Origin of the sequence: Mucilaginibacter terrigena (assembly GCF_004168255.1) — a bacterium.
Classification (GTDB): domain Bacteria; phylum Bacteroidota; class Bacteroidia; order Sphingobacteriales; family Sphingobacteriaceae; genus Mucilaginibacter; species Mucilaginibacter terrigena.
In genome coordinates this window covers 312,666-334,640 of the sequence record NZ_SEWG01000001.1, presented here as the reverse complement: position 1 = coordinate 334,640, position 21,975 = coordinate 312,666, and the positions used below count along the sequence as shown (strand labels likewise).

Here is a 21,975-nt window from a genome sequence, read left to right as displayed (position 1 = left end):
AAATGGTTTAGTCCAGATAAACACCTCAATTAAACACAAAGCTTTTCTGCTGGCCCTCGGTTAATAACCCTGTACCCGGCAACTTGCTGCCGCTTGCCAAAGCAATTGTATTTAGTTTAATATCGCCATGGTGAACCTTAATTATTACCGACCGGGTTTTATTCTTCAAGCTTACCACCGCGCTGCCCCAGGCATACCCGTTCGACCAAAAATAAGTACCCGGTTTTGAAGTGATAGCAAAGCTGCCATCGACTGCAGAATATTGAAATTTGCTGATAGCCGGTATAGCCGACCAGCTTGCCATGGCCCGTACATAGTGGTTGCCGCACTCTTCTTCGTTAAATGGGTTGCGCTTATAACCATCGTACCGGCCGCGAACATCGCTTATTACTTTCAATGCTTCAGTATCCATGTCCTGGTAATACAAACCTGTAGCGGCAGTGTACTCAAGCCCTGTCCAGGCTTCGTCACCGTAGGATAACGGGATAGCAGGGCGCTTAGAAAGATCGGGGTATGCTGTGATCAGCAATCCAGGCTCGTTACCCAAAGCATAAGAGCGCATATTGTTAAACCTGTCGCCAAATGTCTTTACTGAATTATATTGAATGATGCTTTTCAGCGCTGTTTTAATATGATCGGGATTCGCCAAATAACCCAAGCCGCAAACCAAAGCCATATTTTGCCCGGCCAGTTGGTCAACCAGGCAGCCCTCGCCTATCTGGAAATCGGGGTTCTTCAGATCTTTGGCACCCATCCCTATCTTCAGTCCAGTGGCAATGTCTTTTTCGCTGTTAACCGGCTGTACTTTTTGAATATAATACTTACCGTTAAACAAGTTGGCATCCGTCCATTTGCTGCCGTTTTCGAAAAGGCTGTTGCAGGTTTTTTCAAACTCGCTGTCCTTTAAATAACTGGCCATAGCAGCGGATGCCTTTAATGCCCCCAAGTACCAAAATTCTATCTCGGGATTAGGGCCGTAATATTCAATATCCATCGTATTGTGCTGGCATCCCTCCATCACGCCATCTTTATCGGCATCCCAGCCGCCGTTTATCCAGGCAAAGGCAAGCGCCTTTTTAACGCCGGGCCACGTATCCTTTAAAAAATTGTCATCGCCACTTAGCTGCCACTCGCGGTACACCCGCATTATACTTCCCATTTGCCCATCGGCGGCGGCGCCTTTCCAATTACTTTCTTGCTTTAGGGGCAGACTTACCCTAAAGCTCATTAAACCGTCGTTCCAAAGTGCGTATTTGTACTCTACCTCGCGCATGCGTTTGGCCAGGTCGCCGAACAGGAAGGGCGATGCAAACTCATAGTTCCATACGTGTGTGCAATTGCCGTAACACGACCCCACATTATTAAACACGCCTTCCCACCCAAAAAAGTAGCCCTCCTTATTGCGGAACGTGGTTTGCGACCGCAGCGTTGAAGCGTTAAACAGAGCGGCTTCTTTTACCGCAAGCGGATAGCTGCTGTTAACCAGTGTGTTTACAAAATCGAGCGTTTTTCTTTCCAGTTGGGGTAGTTTTGGCAACGTTTTTTCGGCCACATCCCAGGCATCGGTATAATTGTTTGAATAGTAATTGCCTATGGTTACTTTATCTTCCCAATCTTTACGATTAGGGAAATTCCAGGTAAGCAGGAATTCTATCTCTTTAGTTTCGTGTGGTTTTAATTTCAGTTTTACAGCCAGCGCGCCGCGAGGATCGTTTATTTTATCGGGGAATGTTTTGTTTTGATAAATGCCATCATCGGTAAAATCATTCCACATATCGGCGATGTTCGAGCCCCAGCCACGGGTATCCATTTCGGTACGATACGAGATCTGCCTGTCCTTGTTAGCATTGCTTGTAGTTAAGGCGATGGTGCCGTAGGTAGAAGCATCCTTATCCACACTGTCTGAAGTCATGTAAATACCGGCCAGCTTGGGTGTGTTTTTAAAAGTATTGCGGTTTTTGTTTGTGCCGAGGGGAACTACCGAGCGATTGAATAAACTGAACTCAGCTCTATAACCATCCATGCCGATGAAGTTATCCATAGAGCCTGCAATCGCGATATCTAAAAGTCCATTGGTGGTGTTGGTAACCTGGTAACGGATAACCGCGACAGGGATCCCGCTTGCATCAGCATCGCCGGGAATGAACGGGTTAAAGGTTTTCAATTTTACAATAACCGGCATATCATTATCCTGCAGGTTTACGGTAGCAAACGGATAGGCTGCATCAAAGCTGGACGTGCTAAAGCGCGGCAAGCCGTGGCTTGGTGTGTTGCTTCCCTCCGACCCTGCATATTCATTTGGGGGGATTGGGCCCAAGAGCGCCTTTGATCTTTTAACGCCCTTTGCATCCTGTGTAAATATCAAAAAGCACGGCGCTTGCTTTGGCGTAACAGCACCGTAGAAACCGATGCCGGGTTTGTTCATAATTTCAACATCGCGCCACTGGCCGTTGCCGCCAACAGAGATATTGCCTGTGCCAATGCCGCCGATGGGCATGGCAATTTTATAGGTTTGCTGACCCTGGTAATGCTTTAATACCGGCCAGGTTTGGGCGCTTGCAGAAACCCCGGTTAGTAGTAATAATAAACAGGTAAGGCGCATAATTTAGTTTTTTCTAAAATAGGGTTTTGCTTACTTAAAGCGTACAGTTCTGAACGTTAAAAAAAAGCGACCCACACCTAAGTATGGGTCGCAATATTATCAATCAAAAGTTTTATTCCTTATCCCACCAAACGCGTGATGTTAGCTTATCGCCACCGGTTATACGGCCTGCGGCGGTGCTGTAATTAGCAGGGTTTACGCTGGCTTCATCAAGCGGGTACACAAAGCGGCGCGGTATGGTGCCGTTGGTTGAATTACCCTGGTAATTAACCGGTGTGAGCACCGGGAAACCGCTTCTGCGCCAGTTGGCCCAGGTTTCCAGCCAATCGCTAAAGGTGGCCACCCAATACTGCTCGTTTATTTGCTGCAAGGCCGTAGCGCTAACTAATGGGTGGGCACTTACATAATTTGATGCGTCGCCATCGCTGATATTAGCACCGGTTTGGTTAAGCTGCATAATAGCCGCGTGCACCCCGTTGTTGTAGAATGTTGCCGCACTGCCGGTTATCCAGCCGCGTTGCGCGGCCTCGGCTTGCAGTAAAGCTGTTTCGGCATAGGTTAAAATAAACGTAGGCGCACTCTCGCGCGAGAACGTGGTACGGTTAACAACCGAGTACATGTTCTGGTCGCCGGGCCAGTTTGGCGCGTTAGAGATATCTTTGGCACCTTCTGTCCTGTCGTAACCGTTTGGCTGGCCCAATTGTGCGTCAGGGTCATCATTGCCCAGGTCGTCGGTGTTTGTGGGGTCTTCTATCACGGTGCCTATATAGCGTAAGCGCGGGTCGTTATTTGTTTTCAAAAAGTTAACAAAGGTAAGGCTTAGCCTGTAACCATTTGGTTCGCGCGAATGCAGCTCCAGCCCTACCGGGTTACTTACCGGCCTGGTGCTTTGGTCTTCGTGCGGGGTAAGGGCGTTATCATCATTGCTTTGCATTACGCCGCCGGCAACAGCTTTTTTTGCCCAATCGCTCGCCTTATCGGGCGCTACTTTGCTCATGCGCATAGCAATACGCAGCATTTCGGAGTAAGCAAACTTTTTCCATTTATCGGTATTACCCTCGTAAAAAAGGTCGGCGCTGCCCAGCGTGTTTGCGGCATCGTCGGGGTTTAGTTTTGATGCGGCATCCTGCAATTCGTTCAGCAGGTCGGCATAGATAGCTTCCTGGGTATCATACCTGGGGTTAGTTATGCCCTTGCTAAAGCCTAAGCCAGCTTCCGAGTATGGGATATCCCCATAAAGGTCTGTCATTTGCTGAAAGTACCACACCTTTAAGATCCGGGCGATATTATACAGGTTTGCTTTTTCGGGCTTATCGCGGGTATTTTCAATAACGTCAATCACATTTTTGATACCGGTGCTGTAAAAGGTGGTCCAGTAAACACCGTTGTAGTTGGCATTATAAATATACTTATCGCCATACCAGGCCGGGTTTGTGCTCGACAGGTGCTGCATCATGGTTGATGCATACGCCAGGTTACTTTGAAAGATACCGTTTGCATACCCATCGGGGTTACCGTTTGCATCAAGCTGGGCGCTGGTAAATACGTATTCAAATTTGATCGTCCCCTGGCTAAGCTGGGTTGGGTCGGTGTTTATTTTTTCAAAATTTTTATCGCAGGCTGTAAGCATTAACAATAACAGCATGCAGCAAATTATATTTAAGGTTGGTTTCATTTTTTTTGCAATTAGTGTCATACCATTAAAATTTTGCATTCAGGTTAAAGCCAATGCTACGCACAGATGGGTAGCCGGATAGTTCCAGCCCCTGCGCGTTGGTATTGTTCAGGTTTGATTCGGGGTCGATGTTTGGCGTATGCTTCATCAGGATAGCCAGGTTACGGCCTACAACAGATACATTCATGCTTTTAACAAAGCTGTTTTGCAGCCATTTTTGTGGCACTGCAAAACCAAGCGATACCGAGCGCAGCTTAATAAAGCTGGCATCGTACACAAACTCTTCCGAGATCTGGTGGTCGCCGGTGGTTATCTGGTAAAAATAATCCTGCGGGCGCACGGCCTTTGTATTTGGCTGCCCGCTTTCTGTTACACCCGGCCCAACATAGCCTTCTTCGCGGCCCTGCAGGGTTTTAACATGCTGCCCGTTGCTGTAGTATAGTACGTTGGTACCAGAGTATATTTTAGCGCCATACTTAAAATCGAACAGGAAGGACAGCGTTACATTTTTGTACCGTACATCGTTGTTAAAACCACCCGTAGTTTTGTATATGGCCGAACCTAATGGCACCGGTGTATCGCTGCTTGCCAGCGGGAAACCATCGGCATCGTAAACGATATTGCCCTGTGCATCGCGCTTGTACGCGTTGCCCACTATCTGGCCATAAGGCAGGCCAACAATGTGCTGGATGCTAACGGCATCGCCCCAGCGGGCATAGTTATCATCGTTAACAGGTACGGGGTTGTTATCGGGCGGGGTTAATGCCAGCACCTTATTGTCGTTAACTGCTATATTGAATGATGTATTCCAGCTAAAAGTTTCTGAGCGTACAGGCGTAGCATTCAATAATAACTCCACGCCACGATTACGCAGCTTGCCAATATTTACCACGTTGCTTAAGTAACTGCTTGCGGAGCTTACGGCAACGTCGAGGATATCGTTAGTGGTGCGTTTATCATAAACTGCCACATCAAAACCGAAACGGTTGTTTGCAAACTGCATGTTCAGCCCTATTTCCTTCTCGCTTATTTCAACCGGCCTTAAATTTTTGTTCGGGATCTTGGTTTGATTGATATTGGCAATTGGCTGGCCATTTATCCCGTAGCCTTCCAGATGGTAAGTAAGCAGGTTTTGGTATGGGTCGGTACCGTTTGATGAGTTAGCATAGCTGGCACGTAACTTACCAAAGCTTACCCACGATGGCATCTTCAGCGCGTCAGAGAATACAAAGCTACCGCTTACCGACGGGTAGAAGTAGTTGTTTGATTGCGGGCTTAAGGTCGAGAACCAGTCGTTACGGCCGGTTACGGTTAAATAAAGCCAGCTTTTATAGCCAATATCAAAACTCCCAAAGAACGAATTTACCTTATACCTGTAGTAATTGTAGTTAAACGGCTTGTTAACAATATTGCTGGGGCTGTAAAAATACGGCACCTGGAACGGGCCGGCGCCATATATACCACCTGTGCTGCTCACGTTATCCTGCGAGTTACCGCCCAGGTTACCATGCAGCTTAAAGTTACCGATGGTCTTATTCAGGTCGAACAGGAAGTTATAGTTCAGTTCGTGGTAATCGGTCTTTATCTGGGTTAAAAAGCCGTTGTCGCCAAACATGAACGCTGTACCTGTTGGGGTAATTTCGGTACGATCGAGCACGTAACCATCGCGGGTTACCTGCCCCTGTAAGGATAGCCAGTCGGTAAATTTATACTTCAGGGTTAAGCCGCCGGTTAAGCGGTTACGCGCTGTTTTGTTTTGAAAATATTGGGTAACAAAATACGGGTTATTGGTGTACTGGTCGTCAGTATTAGGTATTTTTTCGTTGCCGTTTGCGTCAACGGCATCTTTTAACCAGCGCACATCAAAGGTAGAACCCAGATAGTTTAAAGTCGCGATAGCATTACCCGGCGAATCTGAAAACGACGGCCTGTTCTTTACCTGCTCAAATACATAGTTGGCGTTTAAACTAACGGTTAACCTTGGTGTAACATTATATTCGCTGTTGTAGTTGATGCCCTGCTGTTTCATGTTAGAGTTTGGCAGCACCTGGGTTAAATACAGGTTAGACAAGCCTAACCTAAAATGCCCTTTATCATTTCCACCACTTACAGCTACAGATGTTTGATTGGTTATACCGGTTTTAAAGAAGTTTTTGTAATTATCCCGTTGCGCCGAATAGGTGCGCGGATTACCGTCAAAATCAACAAAGGGCGAATTATCTATTTTAGCGCCCCAACTGGCCAACGAACCGCCCGACGATGCGCCCGCGGTAGTTGGTTTAACACCGTTATACCCCTGGCCGTATTCGTACTGGATATCATCGCGAAGGTCTACAACAGAATTGAACGTTAGGTTGTTGTTCAGTTCCACGCCTATGCCGCCCGTTTTTGAGCCCGACTTGGTAGTGATCAGGATAGCGCCGTTACCACCGCGGTAACCGTAAAGCGCCGAGGCAGCCACACCTTTTAAAACCTGTATGCTTAAAATATCATCGGGGTTTATGGTTGATAGGCCATCACCAAAATCAGACCCGCCGTAAGCGCCGGCAAAGCCCTGGTTGGTATTATCCAGCGGGATACCATCTACCACATAAAGCGGCTGGTTGCGGCCCTTTAACGATGAATTACCACGGATAATAACACGGCTGCTGCCTGATGGGCCGGTAGAAATACCCGCCACACTTACACCCGCTACCTGGCCTGTAAGCGCGTTACCAATATTAGTTTCGCGCGATTGGGTGAATTTTTCGCCGCCAAGCTCGGTGGTTGAGTAACCGATGGCACGTTTTTCTTTTTTGATACCGAGGGCGGTTACCACTACCTGGTTAAGCTGCTTGGTTGATTCGGAAAGGGTTACCTGCAGCGGGTTGGTATCCGTAATAGTTATTTCTTTGGATTCGAGGCCGATAAACGAGATTAGCAACACCTCACCTTTTACAGCGTCGATGGTAAAACCTCCGTTAGCATCGCTGATAACGCCACGGGTTGTACCTTTAACAGATACGCTTGCCCCGGCTACCGGCTGGCCCTTTTCGTCAATCACCTTTCCACTTATTTTATCGGGGACAACCGCCGCTATACCCTTATTTGCCGGGGGAATTTCTTTTACAATAACCACATTATCTACTACCGAATAATTTAAAGGCTGATCTTTAAAACATAACGACAGAACGGTTTCTATACTCGCGTTCTGCACGTCAATGGTTACCGCTTTAGCTTTGTTTATAGCATCGGTAGTGTAAATAAAATTGTAGTTGCTTTGCTTCCTTATCTGGTTAAACACCTTCTCGAGCGAAGCATCTTTTTGCCTGAGGGTGATTTTTTGAGCAATACTTACAGCGCTAACATGTAAACAGGCTACCAGGAGTATAAAGGCAGTAATTTTCATTATTAAAAACGTTTGTTTTACAGTTGCGTTTAGCTGTTGAAGTAATTTGCTTCTATTTTTTACATAATTAAATGTCAAAAGCATATTTTTGTATGTTTTGGGGTTAGTTAATAAGCAGTTCTCACAAATTGTTATGGCCCGCCTCATTTACATTTTAGCCGGGAGTGCGCCAACACTTCCGGTTTTTTTATGGGCGAACGGGAATGACAGGGTTAGTAAAATCTTTTTTCTTTCATACGCAATTGGTTAGGGTTATTGGTTATTTATCATGGCATTACAGTAATAATTCTTCCGTCTATTTTAAAGTGAACGCCACCAGTTTGTTCTAACATTTTAAGCAATTTAATAGCGCTGAGGTTACGCGGCAATGTTCCCGAAAACTCTTTGGAAACCGTTCCTTCGTATTTGATGTCCACATCGTACCAGCGCGCAACCTGTTTCATTATATAATGTATATCAGCCGAATTAAACCAGAACAGATTATTCTTCCAAGCCATTTCCTTATCAATGTCGGCCTCCCTTACCTGTACAATATCGCCACCGGCAGCAACATCTGCCATTTGATTAGGATGCAGCAAACCCGATGAACGGGGGGTGGTTACCATTACCGAACCTTCTAATAAAGTTGTTTTTACAGACGGCTCGTTACCGTACGCCATTACATTAAAGTGGGTGCCCAATACCTGTACATTTACATTGTTTGCAGCTACTATAAATGGTTTTCGCTTGTTTTTGGCTACTTCAAAGTAAGCCTCGCCTTTAAGGGTTACATTACGCTGATCGCCCGTAAATGCCACCGGAAATTGCAGCGATGAACCTGCGTTAAGCCACACATGCGTACCATCGGGCAGTATTATTTGGTACTGTCCGCCAAGCGGTGTGCTTATAGTATTTAGCATTGGGGCGGTATCATTATCGTGCGCCGCATTGTATGCCAACCTGCCATCGTCAAGCTTTATAATATTTGCGGCGCCTTGCCTTGCCAGTTCACCTTTTTTTACATCGTTCAATACGATGACGGACCCATCGGCAAGGGTTAATGTGGCTTTATTACGGCCCGGGGCAATATCGTTTTTATAAGCTATTGCGGCAATTTTTGGGGCAGCTCCGGGTTCCTTTTTGTTGTATTTTAACCAAATACTACCACCAACCGCTACAAATAACAAAATACTTGCAGCAGCCACCCAGCGGCCAATATTCAATTGCCTTATATACACTTCTTCCGCCGGCTCGCCCTGCTCCTGCAGTTTTTGTATAATGTTATTATACATATTGTCCTGCTGGTTGTGGGTTATTTTTTGTTCCTGTTTAGGATCGTTATTTTCCTCGTACAGGCGTTCGACCAGCTTCCGCTCTTCATCGGTGCAGGTGCCATCGGCATACTTTTTTAACAGGGCGGATAATTTATCTTCGGGCATACTTGTTATAAAACACAAATGTTACAATAAACCCTACCATTTTTATATATATAATTATTTATTTTTATGAAAAAAGTAATAATCATATACCTACTATTATATAAATTCCGTATTTTCATATACCATTTATGATGTTATGAAACTCCTGAAAGATCATTCACACTTTGCTGATAATGAGCTTTTGCAATTACTTGCACAGGATAACGATATGGCGTTTAAGATCTTGTATAACAGGTATGCTTCTTACCTGTACCGCACGGCAACCGGTCGCCTTAATAACGAAGTTATAGCACAGGACCTGGTGCAGGAAGTTTTTGTATCACTTTACAATAACAGGCATAATTTAGGCCACATTACCGAACTAAAAGGCTGGCTTTATGCATGCCTGCGTAACCGTATCTTAAACGAGATCCGCAACGAACAACTGCACTTGCGCCACCACGAACAAATGGCATTGAAAACTACTGCCGTAACCCAAACCTACGATAGTTACGACCTGCATGTTTTAGAACAACAGTATAAAAAAGCGCTCAGCCAGTTGAGCGGCCGCAGCCGCGAGGTGTTTTTGCTGAGCCGCGAGCAGCATTTAAGCAATAAAGATATAGCGGATAAATTGCAGGTTTCGCTTAAAGCTATTGAGAAGCATATAACCAGCGCTTTAAAAATAATGAGGCGGGAACTGGTTACCCGCAGGCTGCTGATCAGTCCCTTTTTATTAATTGCATGGCTTGGTAATATCCTGTTCTGGTAAGGTTACAAATTTGCTGCGGCTCTTATTGGCATTTAAAATCTATCCGCTTTAACGCACAAAGGCCGTGGCCACACCCCCATCTACATTTATAATATTACCCGTTGATTTGCCAAGCAACCCACTAACAAAGGCGAAACAGGCCAGCGCAACATCTTTTGGTAATATTATTTCATTTAATAGTGTACGGCGGGCGTAATATGCCGGTAACTCCTGTGTGCTTACGCCATAAGCTTTCGCCCTGCCTTCGGCCCACGAACCTTCCCATATCTTGCTTTCAAATATCACCGCATCGGGGTTTACTACATTAACGCGGATCTTATCAGCGCCTAACTCGGCGGCGTTTAGCCTGCTTAAATGCAGCTGCGCCGCCTTTGCCGAGCCGTATCCAGCGTTGTTAGGGCCTGATACCAGTGCATTCTTACTCACAATATTTATAACATCGCCACCGGTGTTTTGCTTTCGCATAACCTCGACACCCTTTTGGGTAACCTTAAACTGGCCTTTTACCAATACATCATATAATATGTCCCAGTCAGCGTCTGTGTGGTCTTCCAATGGTTTAGAGATGGATAGGCCAGCACAATTTACAACGATATCTACACCGCCAAAGTTAATACAGGCAGCATCAAAAGCCGTTTGAATATCAGCATCGCTGGTTACATCTAACCTGGCAGTAACAAAATCATCTTTGGTAAACAAGTTGCCAAAATCCGCAGCTGCCCTGTTTAGCCGCTCAACGTCATTATCGTTCAATAAGGCAACAGCGCCTTCTTCAATAAATTTACGCGCAATGGCCTTGCCTATACCACCGGCGCTGCCTGTTACTAACACAACCTTACCGGTAAGCGGCTTTGGCTTTGGCATGCGCTGCAGTTTGGCTTCTTCTAAAAGCCAGTACTCAATATTAAAAGCTTCCTGCCTTGGCAATGCGGTGTAGGTTGAAATTGCTTCCGCACCTTTCATCACATTGATGGCATTGGTGTAAAATTCGGCGGCAACCCTTGCTGTTTGCTTGTTTTTGGCAAAGGCAAACATACCTACCCCAGGGTACAATATAACTACCGGGTTGGCATCGCGTATGGCGGGGCTATTGGGGTGCTTGCAGGTATCGTAATACGCCGCATAACCTTCGCGATATTTTTCGAATAATGGGGCAAGCTGTTGTTTAAGCGCCGCTAAGTCAGACAGGTCTTGCCCCGGTTGCAAGTTCAAAACCAGCGGACTTATCTTGGTACGCAAAAAATGATCGGGGCAGCTGGTACCCATAGGTGCAAGGCGTTCCAAATCTTTGGAATTTATAAATTCCAGTACGCGAGCATCATCAGTAAAGTGGCCTATCATAAGCGTTTCTGACGAGCAATAGCCACGCAACACCGGCGCTATTGCGGCAGCTTGCTCCCTGCGTTTTTGCACATCAAGGCTTTGAATACGCTGGCCGCCAAACACGGGGCCTTTTTTACCATAGTTTTGCTCCAGGTAATCGGCACACATTTCAACCACCTCAAGGGTGTTCATGTAGCTTTCGTAAGCGGTATCGCCCCAGGTAAATAACCCATGCGAACCAAGCATGATCCCCCTGATGCCAGGGTTCTCGTTTAGGCAGGCGGCCAATTTTAAACCCAGGTCGAAACCGGGGCGCTGCCAATCTACCCACCCTATTGTTCCATTAAAAAGGCTGTGCGTAATTTGCTTGCCATCTTTTGCTGCCGCGATGGCAATAGCCGCGTCGGGGTGCAGGTGGTCGATATGTTTAAAGGGCAAAAAGGCATGCAGGGGTGTATCGATAGATGGAGCTTTTGAATCGGGGTCGAAAATACAATGATCGAATAAACCCACCATTTTATCTTCAAACTCAACACCGCGATATATTTTTTTTAGCGAATGCAGCTTATCCGTATACAGCGCTGCAAGGCCGCTCTTTTTAAGGCTGCCCAGGTCGCCTCCCGATCCTTTAACCCACATCACTTCTGTTTCTTCGCCGTTTAGCGGATCGGTTTCAATTACTTTGCAGGATGTGTTGCCGCCACCATAATTGGTTAGGCGCAGGTCGGCACCTAATAAATTAGACCGATAGATAAGCAGGGACACTTCATCGCCGGCCAGTTTATCGGCAACCACATCATCCCATAAATAGTTTACATGCTTAAATACTTTAACACCAGGCATTTTGTATAATATTATTTAATAATTATCCGGATTAACGATACACCTACTCAGGCATTTATAAAATGAACAGGCCCGGATGGGCACCCGGGCACTTGTTCTACCAATATAAATTTGTCTGAAAAGACGGAGTAAGCTGTTGAATGTTTTTTCATTTGCTAACGCAAGGTAAACGCCACTTAAAGCGAAACTGTCACGCCCTGTGCTGTTGCATTTGTAATAATTTTAATTACCAACTAAATTGTTTTAGCAAATTAAATTTGCCAAAAATTAAAAAAAGCAGTAGGGTACGGCACGGCTAAAGGGTTTTGTAATTGTATTATACCAATAGTAAACCAATTAGCCTACTTTATGGACCAAATATTTGAAATTGATTGCGAGCGCAAAACGCCCAAATATATACAGATCATAAACTCTGTCACCAAGTCGATAAAACAGGGTAAGCTTAAAAAAGGCGACCGCATTTTATCGATAAACGAGCTAAGCGCCGCATTCTATTTATCAAGGGACACCGTACAAAAAGCCTACGATTTATTGGAAGACCGGGGCATAATTTTACCGGTAAGGGGCAAAGGTTTTTATATAAACCGTACCGATGTTACAGGATCGTACCGTGTGCTGCTGTTATTTAACAAAATAAGCAATTACAAAAAGCTGGTTTATAATTCGTTTGTTGAAACTTTGGGTAAAGATGCCGTTGTAGATATCAAGATACACCACAGCAGCGGGAAGATCTTTGAAAACCTGATGGATACTTATAAAAATGATTACGACTATTATGTAGTGATGCCTCATTTTTATGAGAATGCCGATGATGCATTTAAGATCATAAAAAAGATCCCTGCAGATAAGCTGATATTATTAGATAAAGAACTTGACGATACCAACGAAAACTGTGCTGCTGTTTACCAGGATTTTAAAACGGATATTATTACCGCGTTAGAATCGGGCAAGCATTTGCTTATTAAATACCGCAAACTGGTATTGGTGTTCCCTAAAATAACCCACTACCCTAACGAGATAGCCCTGGGCTTTAAAAAGTTTTGCATCCAGCACAATTTTGAATATTCGGTAATACCCGAAATTGCCCAGGATACCTTTGTTGATGCGCAGGAGGCTTACATTATTATTGAAGAAACCGACCTGGTGAGCCTGATAAAGATATGCCGTAATAAAAAACTGGTTATAGGCGAAGATGTGGGCATCATATCCTATAACGATACCCCTTTAAAAGAGATACTGCTGGATGGTATAACCGTGGTATCAACAGACCATAGCCAGATGGGCGAAACCGCAGCGTTGCTTATTATGGGTAACCGCCGCGAAAAGATCAAGAACCCCTTTAAACTTATTATCCGCGAATCGTTATAAGTAAAAAAAGCAGCTTTTAAAGCTGCTTTTTTACTATTACAAAATAATTGGTGCTTACACCATTGCGCCTGGTATTACCACCCGGCAAAGTAATTTTTCCTTTTGGATACTTTTTGGCGTAAACATTAAAGTAACGATACTGCGCCACTATTTGCCCCGGCTGTTTTTCAAAGTCGTTTAGCCAGGCCGGTACGGTTGAATGGTATTTAAGATCGTGCACCTCGTATGCTACATAAACAGTTACATTCTCATCCACATTAAACGATAGAAAATTTTGCTCCGTGCGGCTTGTATCGTTTACATCGCCTTTAATGTATGTTAAACCGGCATACTTATCCAGGTTACTGAAGTTTATTTCCTGTAGTAACGTTGTGGGCGCGGTATCCTTGCTGTTAAAGTTGGGGACCTCCCCTTTCATTAGCTTAGATACCTTATAGGCTACGCCATCCGGGTTTTTAGCATCTGTTACCAATACTTCGCTCATAGGCTTAGGTTTTACTGTAAGCATAAATCTTTTACTTACTTTACTTGTGCTATCTGCCACAGTAATAATAACCGGGTAAGTACCTTTAGTTACAGGCACGCCCTGCAACGTACCATCGGTAAATAGCTGCAGTCCCGCGGGCAGCGATGCTGTTGCCAAAAAATGAGCCACACCATACCCGGCGGCACTTAGCTTTACCTTATAATATTTGCCCGCGGCAGCTACAGGTAATGCTGTTGTATTTAATTTAAGCGGTGCCCGCGTGTTTACTACCAGCGTGGCCGATTTTACCTTACCCTTATCATCTATAGCCGTAGCCTCGATAAAATTATGGCCCGGTTTGAGTGTAACTGTTACCAAGTATGGCGCAGCTGTTAAAGTTTTAACCAATATATGGTTTACATATACATTAACTTTTGCAATGGTGCCATCGGGGTCGGCCGCGCTGATATCCAATTTAAGGGGGGCTTGTTTTACCGTGCTGCCATAATTTGGCGTATTAAAAAATATGTTTGGATATTTATTGCCGTCGTTAACCTTTGCATAGGCCCAGCTTAGCATGTCCTGCTCGGTAGGCGCCTCCCAAAGTATCACGTGGCCTTTATCTTTAAAATTTGAATAACGAGGGTTTACGCCCGTGTTCCAGGTACTGCCGGTATCGGCGGGGTTGCCGTTAAGGGCACGGAATGCTTTTACCTGCTTGCGCAAGGCCCTGCTAAAATAATCCGTTTCGCCCTGGTTTACCCACATGGGGATATCTTTAACCTTTAACGAGTCGCCGCTGAATTTCATACCCATGGTTATGGCCGCGGCAAAATAATCGGGATATTGGTTGATGAACGTGAATGTTCCCTGTGCCCCCATCGAAAAGCCGCAGATGTATAAGCGTTTTGCATCGGCATCCCGTTTTGCAACCAGGCTATCTATCACTTTTTTGATATCCGGAATATGCTGCGACCAGCCGCGTGAAGTTGCCGGCACTACAATGTAGGTTGGGATACGCTGTGTATTGGCGGCAAAGTTATGCCACATGCGCGCGGGGGCATCTACCAGGTTTTTCATGGTGGCGTGGTCATCAACACCGCAGCAGCCATGCAGGAACAATGCCAGCGGGTACTTTTTGCCGGTTTCCATATTTTTAGGGGTGTACAGGTAATATTCGGTATTGCCTTCTTTGTGCCATGTCCACTCGGGAAGGCCTTTGTAATCGATATCCTGGGCATGCAGGTTTACAATTGTAAAAACGGTTAATAATGCTGCTAACGCGGTTAATTTAAATTTCATTGGTTTACAGTTGATACCGGTAAATGTAAACCGATGCAACACCTGTTGTGTACTGCCCTGTACTGCTAAAAATTGTATGATAACAAAACAGGGAGGGCCAAATGGCCCTCCCTGAATATTAAACTATAACCGAAAATTAATTGATTAATTATAACCCGGGTTTTGAACGATATTGGGATTTAAGCTTTTTTCGCTATCCGGTATGGGGAAATACAGGAAGTGGGCATCGTATTTAATTATATCCGTAAGGTTCGAGCTAAAGTAAGCGTTATCAAGCGTTATAGTACCACCAATGGCCCAGCGCCTGATATCCCACCAACGGTTACCTTCGGCACCAAGTTCGCGCAAACGCTCGTCCATTATCCAGTTCATAATGGTTGTTTTGTTTGTTTCGGTAGTGTTGAAATTAGCTGGCACTGTACCGCCGGCAACCATGTTGCGCGCGCGTGTACGCACCTGGTTTATTAACCCTATTGCATCTGCTGTGCTGCCGCCGCCTTGTAAAGTGGCCTCGGCCTTCAGCAGCAATATATCGGCATAACGTAAAACACGGTAGTTATTAATAGAGTTTACACCGCCATCTAACTGATTATTAAGCACATATTTAACAACCTTGCTTTTATCACTTGTAAATGTGAACGGCAGGCGCGGGTCATTTGCTTCAAATGCGTTAACAAATTTTGCAGTTGGGGTATACAAACCGCCACCCATGTAATTGTTGCCATCGGTTGTAAACATCAGGTAGTACGAGCCCGCAGTACCGCAATCGCAGGCATCGTTAGCCAGCCATGCGTTCATACCACCGGCGCCAACCAAAGCGCTCCCGGCCTGGTATTCAAATATCGATTCAGCGTTGTTTTCTTTACGATAATCGAAGTTATCTTCAAAATTGGTAACCAGCGATGCACCGGTTATTTTATTGAATGCCGCAATTGCAGCGTTATAATCTGCAGCGCTTTTATTTGCCGATGCCCTAAAAACAAGCACTTTTCCTAATAAGCCGTTAGCGCTGTTTGCGGTTACCCTGCCCCTGTCAGATGCGCTCCATGTTGCTGGAAGCAACGTGGCCGCCGCGGTAAGGTCTGTAACTGCCTGATCGAGTAACTGGGTACCGGTTGAACTTGGCTTATCCAATTCATCTAACGACTTAAGTGTTTCGGTAACCACAGGTGCAGTACCAAACGCGTTCCACAATTGATAATACGCGTATGAACGTAAAAACAGCGCTTCGCCTTTAATGGCATCTTTTGTACCAGGTGTTGTGAAAACACCATCCCCCGCACTTTCTACCTTTTCAAGCACCTTGTTTGCACGGCCTATCATGATGTAATTACTCCTGAAAAACACGCTCAGGTCGCCATCGCTTGAGTTTAGGCCTTTAAATATCTCGTAGCTGTTAGATGAGCTCATGGTAAGATCATCGCCGGGGAGATAAAAAGATTTTAACACTGCGTTACCACCGGCGCCGGGCGCGGCCGAACTATAAAAATCGGTCAATGAAGCATAGGCGCCTAAAATGGCTGTCCTAAACTCACCTTCGGTTTTAAAATACGTTTCTTCGCTTTGTGTTGGCGGCGGGATATCGAGAACCTTTTTACAGGCAATGTATGTGCATGCTAACACTACACATGTTGCAACTGCATACTTTATATTTTTTGATTTCATGATATACTTTTATTTATATGATTAAAATGATGCTCTTAAACTTAACAGGAACTGACGCGTACTTGGTGAAAAATCATTTTCAGGGTCAACACCGGTATAATCGGTAACAGTAAGTAAATTAATGCCTGTAAACGCAATTCTTAAATTTTGTATTAAATTGGTTTTGCTAAGGAATGCCTTTGGTACAGTGTAACCAACAGTCAGGTTCTGGAAACGCAGGTATGCGCCGCTTTCAACAAAACGATCAGAGAAACGCCCGTTCGCGTTAGGGTCCTGGTATACAGCCCTGGGCACATCTGTGTTGGTGTTAGATGGTGTCCAGGCGTTTAATACCGATGAAAATAAGTTACGCCCATATCCTGCGGTCTCGCCGGCAGCACGTGCGTAATTATATTTTTTGAAACCACCCTTACCCTGGAAGAACGCGGAAACATCAAAGCCTGCATAGTTAAGGCCCAGGGTAAAGCCATAGTAAAATGTAGGTATCACGTTACCGATGTTTGTTTGGTCGTTTGAGTTTACCAGGCCGTCTTTTTCAGGATTTTGCGCGGTACTGCCAACTGCGGGCGACCCGTACAGGTCCTGAAAGTAAATATCGCCCGGTTTTTGCTGCTTGGTGCTTTGATCGGTAGTTGTTGCAGTGTAAGCATCTATATCAGCCTGGTTCTGGAAAATACCGCCAACTTTATAACCGTATAAATAACCAATTGGCTGCCCTACTTCAAGCGAGTATCCACTACCCCTTATCGCATTGTTATCCGCTAATTTCAGTACTTCGTTGTGTACAGTTGTTAAGTTACCAGAAACATTAAAGCCAACTTTACCTATGGTTTTATTATACCCTGCCGAAACTTCAAAACCACGGTTCAATACATCCGCAAGGTTATCATCAACAGGCCTTTGTATACCGGTGATCGGGTTCAATCCAAAGCTCTGAATTATACCTTTGGTTACTGCCCTGTAATATTCAACAGTTAAGTTAAACGAGTTGTTAAACATCACCGCGTCGAAACCAACGTTGGTTGTATATTTATTTTCCCAGGTAAGGGTTTTATTAGGGAAGCTTACAAACGCAATACCGGGGTTGCTTGCCTGTACATCGCCTAAGTTATACGATGGTATCGGTGTACCCGCGTTTGATTGAAATTGCCAGCCTGCGGTGGTTTGATCGTTACCTAAACCACCGTAACCCGCGCGTAATTTTAAATCGTTAAGCCAAGTTACACCCTTCATAAAATCCTCGGATGTTATGCGCCATGCACCGGATATACCGTAGTTGTTAGAAACATTATGGTCGAGGTCAAATTTTGATGACCTGTCGTTACGGTAAACCGCATCTATATAATACTTGCTTTTGTAGTTGTAGCTAATTCTTCCTAAAAGGCCAATTACCACGTTGTTTGCATTATTACTGTAATAGCTTTTGCTATCGGGGCTGGTACCATAATAACGTAGTGCCGGGTCGGTTGTATAAATTGATCCGTTTTGGCCGTTTGATGTCCATTTTAAACTTTGTTGCGAAGCATCAAAGGTTATATCAAAATTATGCTCGCCAAAGCTGCGCAAATAATTAACGTTAATGGTTTTTTGTATACTGGTTGATACGCTATTGATCATACCCAATGCGTTTGGTGTAGAACCAAGCGGTGGATTTGCAAAGCCATCATATGGGTTTTTAGGTGTTTCGCTAAATTGCCATGAGTTAAAATCACGATAGCTTTCCTGGCCTACCCGGAACTGTGTGCCACTATACGTACCCCGTATCCGCAGGTCTTTTACAGGTGTTATTTGTACAAACGCTGTACCTATTACCGACTGGTTATTGTTTGTAGCCGTGTTTAGCGACAGCATACCCAGGTAATTATTTATAGCAGTTGACTGTACGCCATAAATTTTAGAGATATTAAAAGTTGAGGGTGTAATAGGCGCATTTACAGTATATAAAGGCGCATAACCATTAGGGCCATTACCATATATTGGCTGGAACGGGGCAGCTTTATATACACCCAAATTATTGGTAGTACCATCAAGCGCACCGGTGTACGATTTACCTTGTATCAGGCGTAAGTTTAAACCTACCTCGATATACTTACCAAATTTTGAGTCGACGTTACTTGCTACGGTGTAGCGGTTTGCCGTTACGCCTTTAAAAGCGCCATCGTTACGGCTGTAACCGGCAGATAAATTGTAGGTGGTATTATCAGAACCACCGCTTGCCCTTACGTTATAATCAACCAGGCTGGCGTTTTTGTTCTGTAGCTCGTTCTGCCAATCGTAGGTAGGCATGTTGCCAATGTATTTAGGGCTTGCAGGGTCAAAGAAAGCACCAAAATAATCTGAATTGCCGATAGGCACCGGTGTTGTGCCGGTTAATTGCGGATAAGCATTATAAGCATCGGTATAGTATTTGGTGTATTGCTGGGTGGTTAAAACATCGTACGTTTTCGGTACGCTAAGTTTACCCGCCTGGGCATCAAAATCAATGCGAAGGGTACCTTTTTTACCGCGTTTGGTAGTAATCAAAATTACACCATTTGCAGCGCGTACACCATAAATGGCAGCTGCCGCAGCATCCTTTAACACCGAGATCGATTCGATATCATTTGGGTTAATAATGTTATAGATATTAACCGTACCGCGCAGTGTAGGACCGTTGGTTGGGTCAACCAGGGCGCCGGCGCCGCCTTCTAATAACGGGATACCGTCAATTACATATAAAGGATCGGCAGCGTTAAATGTAGATATACCGCGGATACGTACGGTAGGGCGTGCGCTTGGGTCGCTGCCTGCCGATGTTACGTTAACACCCGCGGCCTGTCCTTGCAGGGCAAGTTCGGGGCTTAGTGCCGTGCTTTTATCAATATCAGCAGATCCTACTGTGGATATTGCACTGGTTATGTCTTTCTTTTTACGCGAACCAAAACCAATAACCACTACATCGCTCAGCGCTTTTGATTCTGAATTAAGGGTTATGTTAACGGTACTGCCGGTTACGGTTACCTCGGCGCGTGCATAACCAACGCTGGTAGCTATCAGTACATCGTTCTGCGCGGCGTTTATTGTAAAGTTACCGTTTGCATCGGTAATTGTACCTACACGGCCGTTGCTGCTTTTTACAGCAACTGAAACACCGGGTAACGGTTCTTTAGTTGTATTATCCGTTACCTTACCGGTAACAGACGTTCCCTGGGCCATAACAGCCGCTGCAGAAAACATGAATGCAAGGCATAGCATTAAAATTTTCCTGTAGCAGGATGGATGAAGTAAATTTTTACTCATAACGTTTGATTAATTAAGTTGTTGGTTGGTTTATGTAAGTTCTTTTTAACTGTACTATACTATGTCAAGGATAAGGATAGCTTCTCCGGTTTCTGTACTGTCCTATGCTGTACTGTTTTACAAGTGCTTGTTTATATTTGATACCGGGCTGCACCATGTTGTTTTGGTGATTTTAAAATGCGCCCCGTATCTCACCCCGGGACACATTCGTCTTAAATCAGGTCAACTTTATCAAATACCACTAAAATTCTTTGTTGGTTAATATATTATTGCTTTACTATTGATATGTTATCCAGCCAGAAATCTACACCAGTATCGTTCTTGTAAATAAACATAAATACGCTTGCCAGCGTGGCCGGGGCGGTAAATGTGGCTGTTTTGGTTTCGCCTGCCGCTGCGGTAAAATCAAGAGATACGATTTGGGTTTCGGCGCCACCTTGTGTGCTGGTGGTTTTTATACCAAGGCTGCTTGGGCTGCTTGCAGCAGCGCTGTTTTTGCCCCACGCAGTAATTTTGTAAGTAGCGCCCGGTTGCAGGTAAATTACCTGCCCTGCCCCACCCGCGCTGCCCGAAGGTATTTTGGCAGAGTATGCGCCATGATTAACATTGGCCGCGGTATTATCAAGTTTGGCGGTGCCAAAGTTTATCCAGCTGGTGTTTAACGATGCGTTGTTTGTTGGGCTGCCATCCTCAAAATCCAGATTGGAAGCTAATACCGCGGGCGGTACAACTTCGGGGCCGTTGATATTAACGCCCCCGTGGGTATCAAGCCAAAGCAGGTTGCCCACAAAGCTTAAATTACCCGGCTTAGCACCCGATGTGTTATCTATATCATAACCGCCGCCACCGCCTGTAGTGGTTAGTTTATGAATATCTACGCCATCCCACTGCCAGCCTAAGCGGCCAATTTTTTTAGCTACAACATTTTTGTAAACAGTGGTAGCTACCGCGCTTGCTATATCGCTGCCAACACCAAATTCGCCAACCATCAGGGCAAGCTTTTTTGCAGTAACATCATTAATATAGTCGTTCATCCTTTGGTCGCCATATACCCACAGTTCGTAAGCATGCACCGAAAACATAATGTTTTTGTATTTACTTGTAAGGGTTGGGCCGTAGGTCAGGATCCCGCTTTTTGCGGTTCCGCCATTATAGCCGTTGCCCTGTCCGTAACCATGCTCATCGCACACAATAATGTTATCGTTACCGGCATCCCTGATGGTTTTGATAACTGTTTCGTGGTCGCTTAACCATTCGGCAGGCACATCTCCTCCGCTTTGGCCGGGCTCGTTCATGATATTGAACCACACATAAGGGTTATCTTTATACTTAACGGCAAGATCTTTATACCAGGCCGATAGTGTAGCAAGTTCTGAAGATGTAGGGTATTTACCTGTCCAGTTATGTTCTTCAATCATTACAACAACCTTTTTATCGGTAAAGGCTTTTATAATGCCGTCCATATCGGTATTGTTCTGGTTTATGGTGCTAAACTCGGGCCAGCAATTAAGCCTTACCGAATTAAATTTCCAGGTGTCGGCAATCAGGGGTACATCAGGAATAGTTGGGTGTTGCCACGGCCAGTACGGCCCGTTCACATTTATACCAATGGGGATAAATTCGTTGCCATCGGGCCCGATGATCCGGGAATCCTTTATCGTAAATACTTTTTTAACAACAGGTGGGTCCACTATTTCGCCACCACCAGTAGGAGTTGATTTTGGCTTTACATCTTTTTTACTGCAGGCGCTTATTACGGATGCAAATAGCATAAAAATAATTGCGTAGCCGACGAAAACCGGCCGGCAGTTTCTAAAAGTTCTGATCATAGTGTATGTAGGTTATAAAATGTCGTTGGTACGTTTATACAAACCTATCGACAATCAGCAACGCGG

General features: G+C 45.0%; 11 protein-coding genes. 2 read left to right on the top strand and 9 right to left on the bottom strand.

The window, feature by feature from the left end:
* Window positions 1–25 precede the first annotated feature (25 nt).
* From EWM62_RS01395 to EWM62_RS01380, 4 genes are all read right to left on the bottom strand, one after another.
* Window positions 26–2,602, bottom strand: a complete 2,577-nt coding sequence (locus EWM62_RS01395; protein ID WP_129874855.1) for a GH116 family glycosyl-hydrolase — start codon at window positions 2,600–2,602, stop codon at window positions 26–28.
* A gap of 112 nt (window positions 2,603–2,714) precedes the next feature.
* Window positions 2,715–4,277: a SusD/RagB family nutrient-binding outer membrane lipoprotein gene (locus tag EWM62_RS01390; RefSeq protein WP_162499761.1), complete on the bottom strand. Its 1,563-nt coding sequence runs from the start codon at window positions 4,275–4,277 to the stop codon at window positions 2,715–2,717.
* Window positions 4,278–4,302: 25 nt separating this feature from the next.
* On the bottom strand, window positions 4,303–7,665 hold the full coding sequence (locus EWM62_RS01385) for a SusC/RagA family TonB-linked outer membrane protein (RefSeq protein ID WP_162499760.1): 3,363 nt from the start codon (window positions 7,663–7,665) through the stop codon (window positions 4,303–4,305).
* Window positions 7,666–7,931: 266 nt separating this feature from the next.
* Complete coding sequence (locus EWM62_RS01380) at window positions 7,932–9,083, bottom strand: FecR family protein (protein ID WP_129874852.1); 1,152 nt, start codon at window positions 9,081–9,083, stop codon at window positions 7,932–7,934.
* Between the two features lie 136 nt (window positions 9,084–9,219).
* Here EWM62_RS01380 and EWM62_RS01375 point away from each other — a divergent pair, with 136 nt between their 5' ends.
* A complete protein-coding gene (locus tag EWM62_RS01375) occupies window positions 9,220–9,834 on the top strand; it encodes an RNA polymerase sigma-70 factor (RefSeq protein ID WP_129874851.1) in 615 nt (204 codons plus the stop codon).
* A gap of 48 nt (window positions 9,835–9,882) precedes the next feature.
* On the opposite strand, the gene EWM62_RS01370 is transcribed toward EWM62_RS01375, so the two are convergent.
* Window positions 9,883–12,000, bottom strand: a complete 2,118-nt coding sequence (locus tag EWM62_RS01370; RefSeq protein ID WP_129874850.1) for a bifunctional aldolase/short-chain dehydrogenase — start codon at window positions 11,998–12,000, stop codon at window positions 9,883–9,885.
* 348 nt (window positions 12,001–12,348) lie between these two features.
* Here EWM62_RS01370 and EWM62_RS01365 point away from each other — a divergent pair, with 348 nt between their 5' ends.
* Entirely contained in the window at window positions 12,349–13,368 is a 1,020-nt protein-coding gene (locus EWM62_RS01365; RefSeq protein WP_129874849.1) for a GntR family transcriptional regulator, read from the top strand.
* 16 nt (window positions 13,369–13,384) lie between these two features.
* Here EWM62_RS01365 and EWM62_RS01360 read toward each other — a convergent pair whose 3' ends face one another.
* The 4 genes from EWM62_RS01360 to EWM62_RS01345 form a co-directional block, all read right to left on the bottom strand.
* Complete coding sequence (locus EWM62_RS01360) at window positions 13,385–15,136, bottom strand: putative Ig domain-containing protein (RefSeq protein ID WP_129874848.1); 1,752 nt, start codon at window positions 15,134–15,136, stop codon at window positions 13,385–13,387.
* Between the two features lie 144 nt (window positions 15,137–15,280).
* Entirely contained in the window at window positions 15,281–16,801 is a 1,521-nt protein-coding gene (locus EWM62_RS01355) for a RagB/SusD family nutrient uptake outer membrane protein (RefSeq protein ID WP_129874847.1), read from the bottom strand.
* Window positions 16,802–16,822: 21 nt separating this feature from the next.
* The gene (locus EWM62_RS01350; RefSeq protein ID WP_129874846.1) at window positions 16,823–20,080 is read right to left on the bottom strand and encodes a SusC/RagA family TonB-linked outer membrane protein; all 3,258 of its coding nucleotides are present in this window, start codon (window positions 20,078–20,080) and stop codon (window positions 16,823–16,825) included.
* A gap of 266 nt (window positions 20,081–20,346) precedes the next feature.
* Window positions 20,347–21,909, bottom strand: a complete 1,563-nt coding sequence (locus EWM62_RS01345) for a cellulase family glycosylhydrolase (RefSeq protein ID WP_129874845.1) — start codon at window positions 21,907–21,909, stop codon at window positions 20,347–20,349.
* Window positions 21,910–21,975: the final 66 nt, after the last annotated feature.

Coding starts and splice junctions, on each gene's coding strand:
- EWM62_RS01395 (WP_129874855.1), bottom strand. CDS start 2,602: ATGCGCCTTACCTGTTTATTATTACTACTAACCGGGGTTTCTGCAAGC.
- EWM62_RS01390 (WP_162499761.1), bottom strand. CDS start 4,277: ATGAAACCAACCTTAAATATAATTTGCTGCATGCTGTTATTGTTAATG.
- EWM62_RS01385 (WP_162499760.1), bottom strand. CDS start 7,665: ATGAAAATTACTGCCTTTATACTCCTGGTAGCCTGTTTACATGTTAGC.
- EWM62_RS01380 (WP_129874852.1), bottom strand. CDS start 9,083: ATGCCCGAAGATAAATTATCCGCCCTGTTAAAAAAGTATGCCGATGGC.
- EWM62_RS01375 (WP_129874851.1), top strand. CDS start 9,220: ATGAAACTCCTGAAAGATCATTCACACTTTGCTGATAATGAGCTTTTG.
- EWM62_RS01370 (WP_129874850.1), bottom strand. CDS start 12,000: ATGCCTGGTGTTAAAGTATTTAAGCATGTAAACTATTTATGGGATGAT.
- EWM62_RS01365 (WP_129874849.1), top strand. CDS start 12,349: ATGGACCAAATATTTGAAATTGATTGCGAGCGCAAAACGCCCAAATAT.
- EWM62_RS01360 (WP_129874848.1), bottom strand. CDS start 15,136: ATGAAATTTAAATTAACCGCGTTAGCAGCATTATTAACCGTTTTTACA.
- EWM62_RS01355 (WP_129874847.1), bottom strand. CDS start 16,801: ATGAAATCAAAAAATATAAAGTATGCAGTTGCAACATGTGTAGTGTTA.
- EWM62_RS01350 (WP_129874846.1), bottom strand. CDS start 20,080: ATGAGTAAAAATTTACTTCATCCATCCTGCTACAGGAAAATTTTAATG.
- EWM62_RS01345 (WP_129874845.1), bottom strand. CDS start 21,909: ATGATCAGAACTTTTAGAAACTGCCGGCCGGTTTTCGTCGGCTACGCA.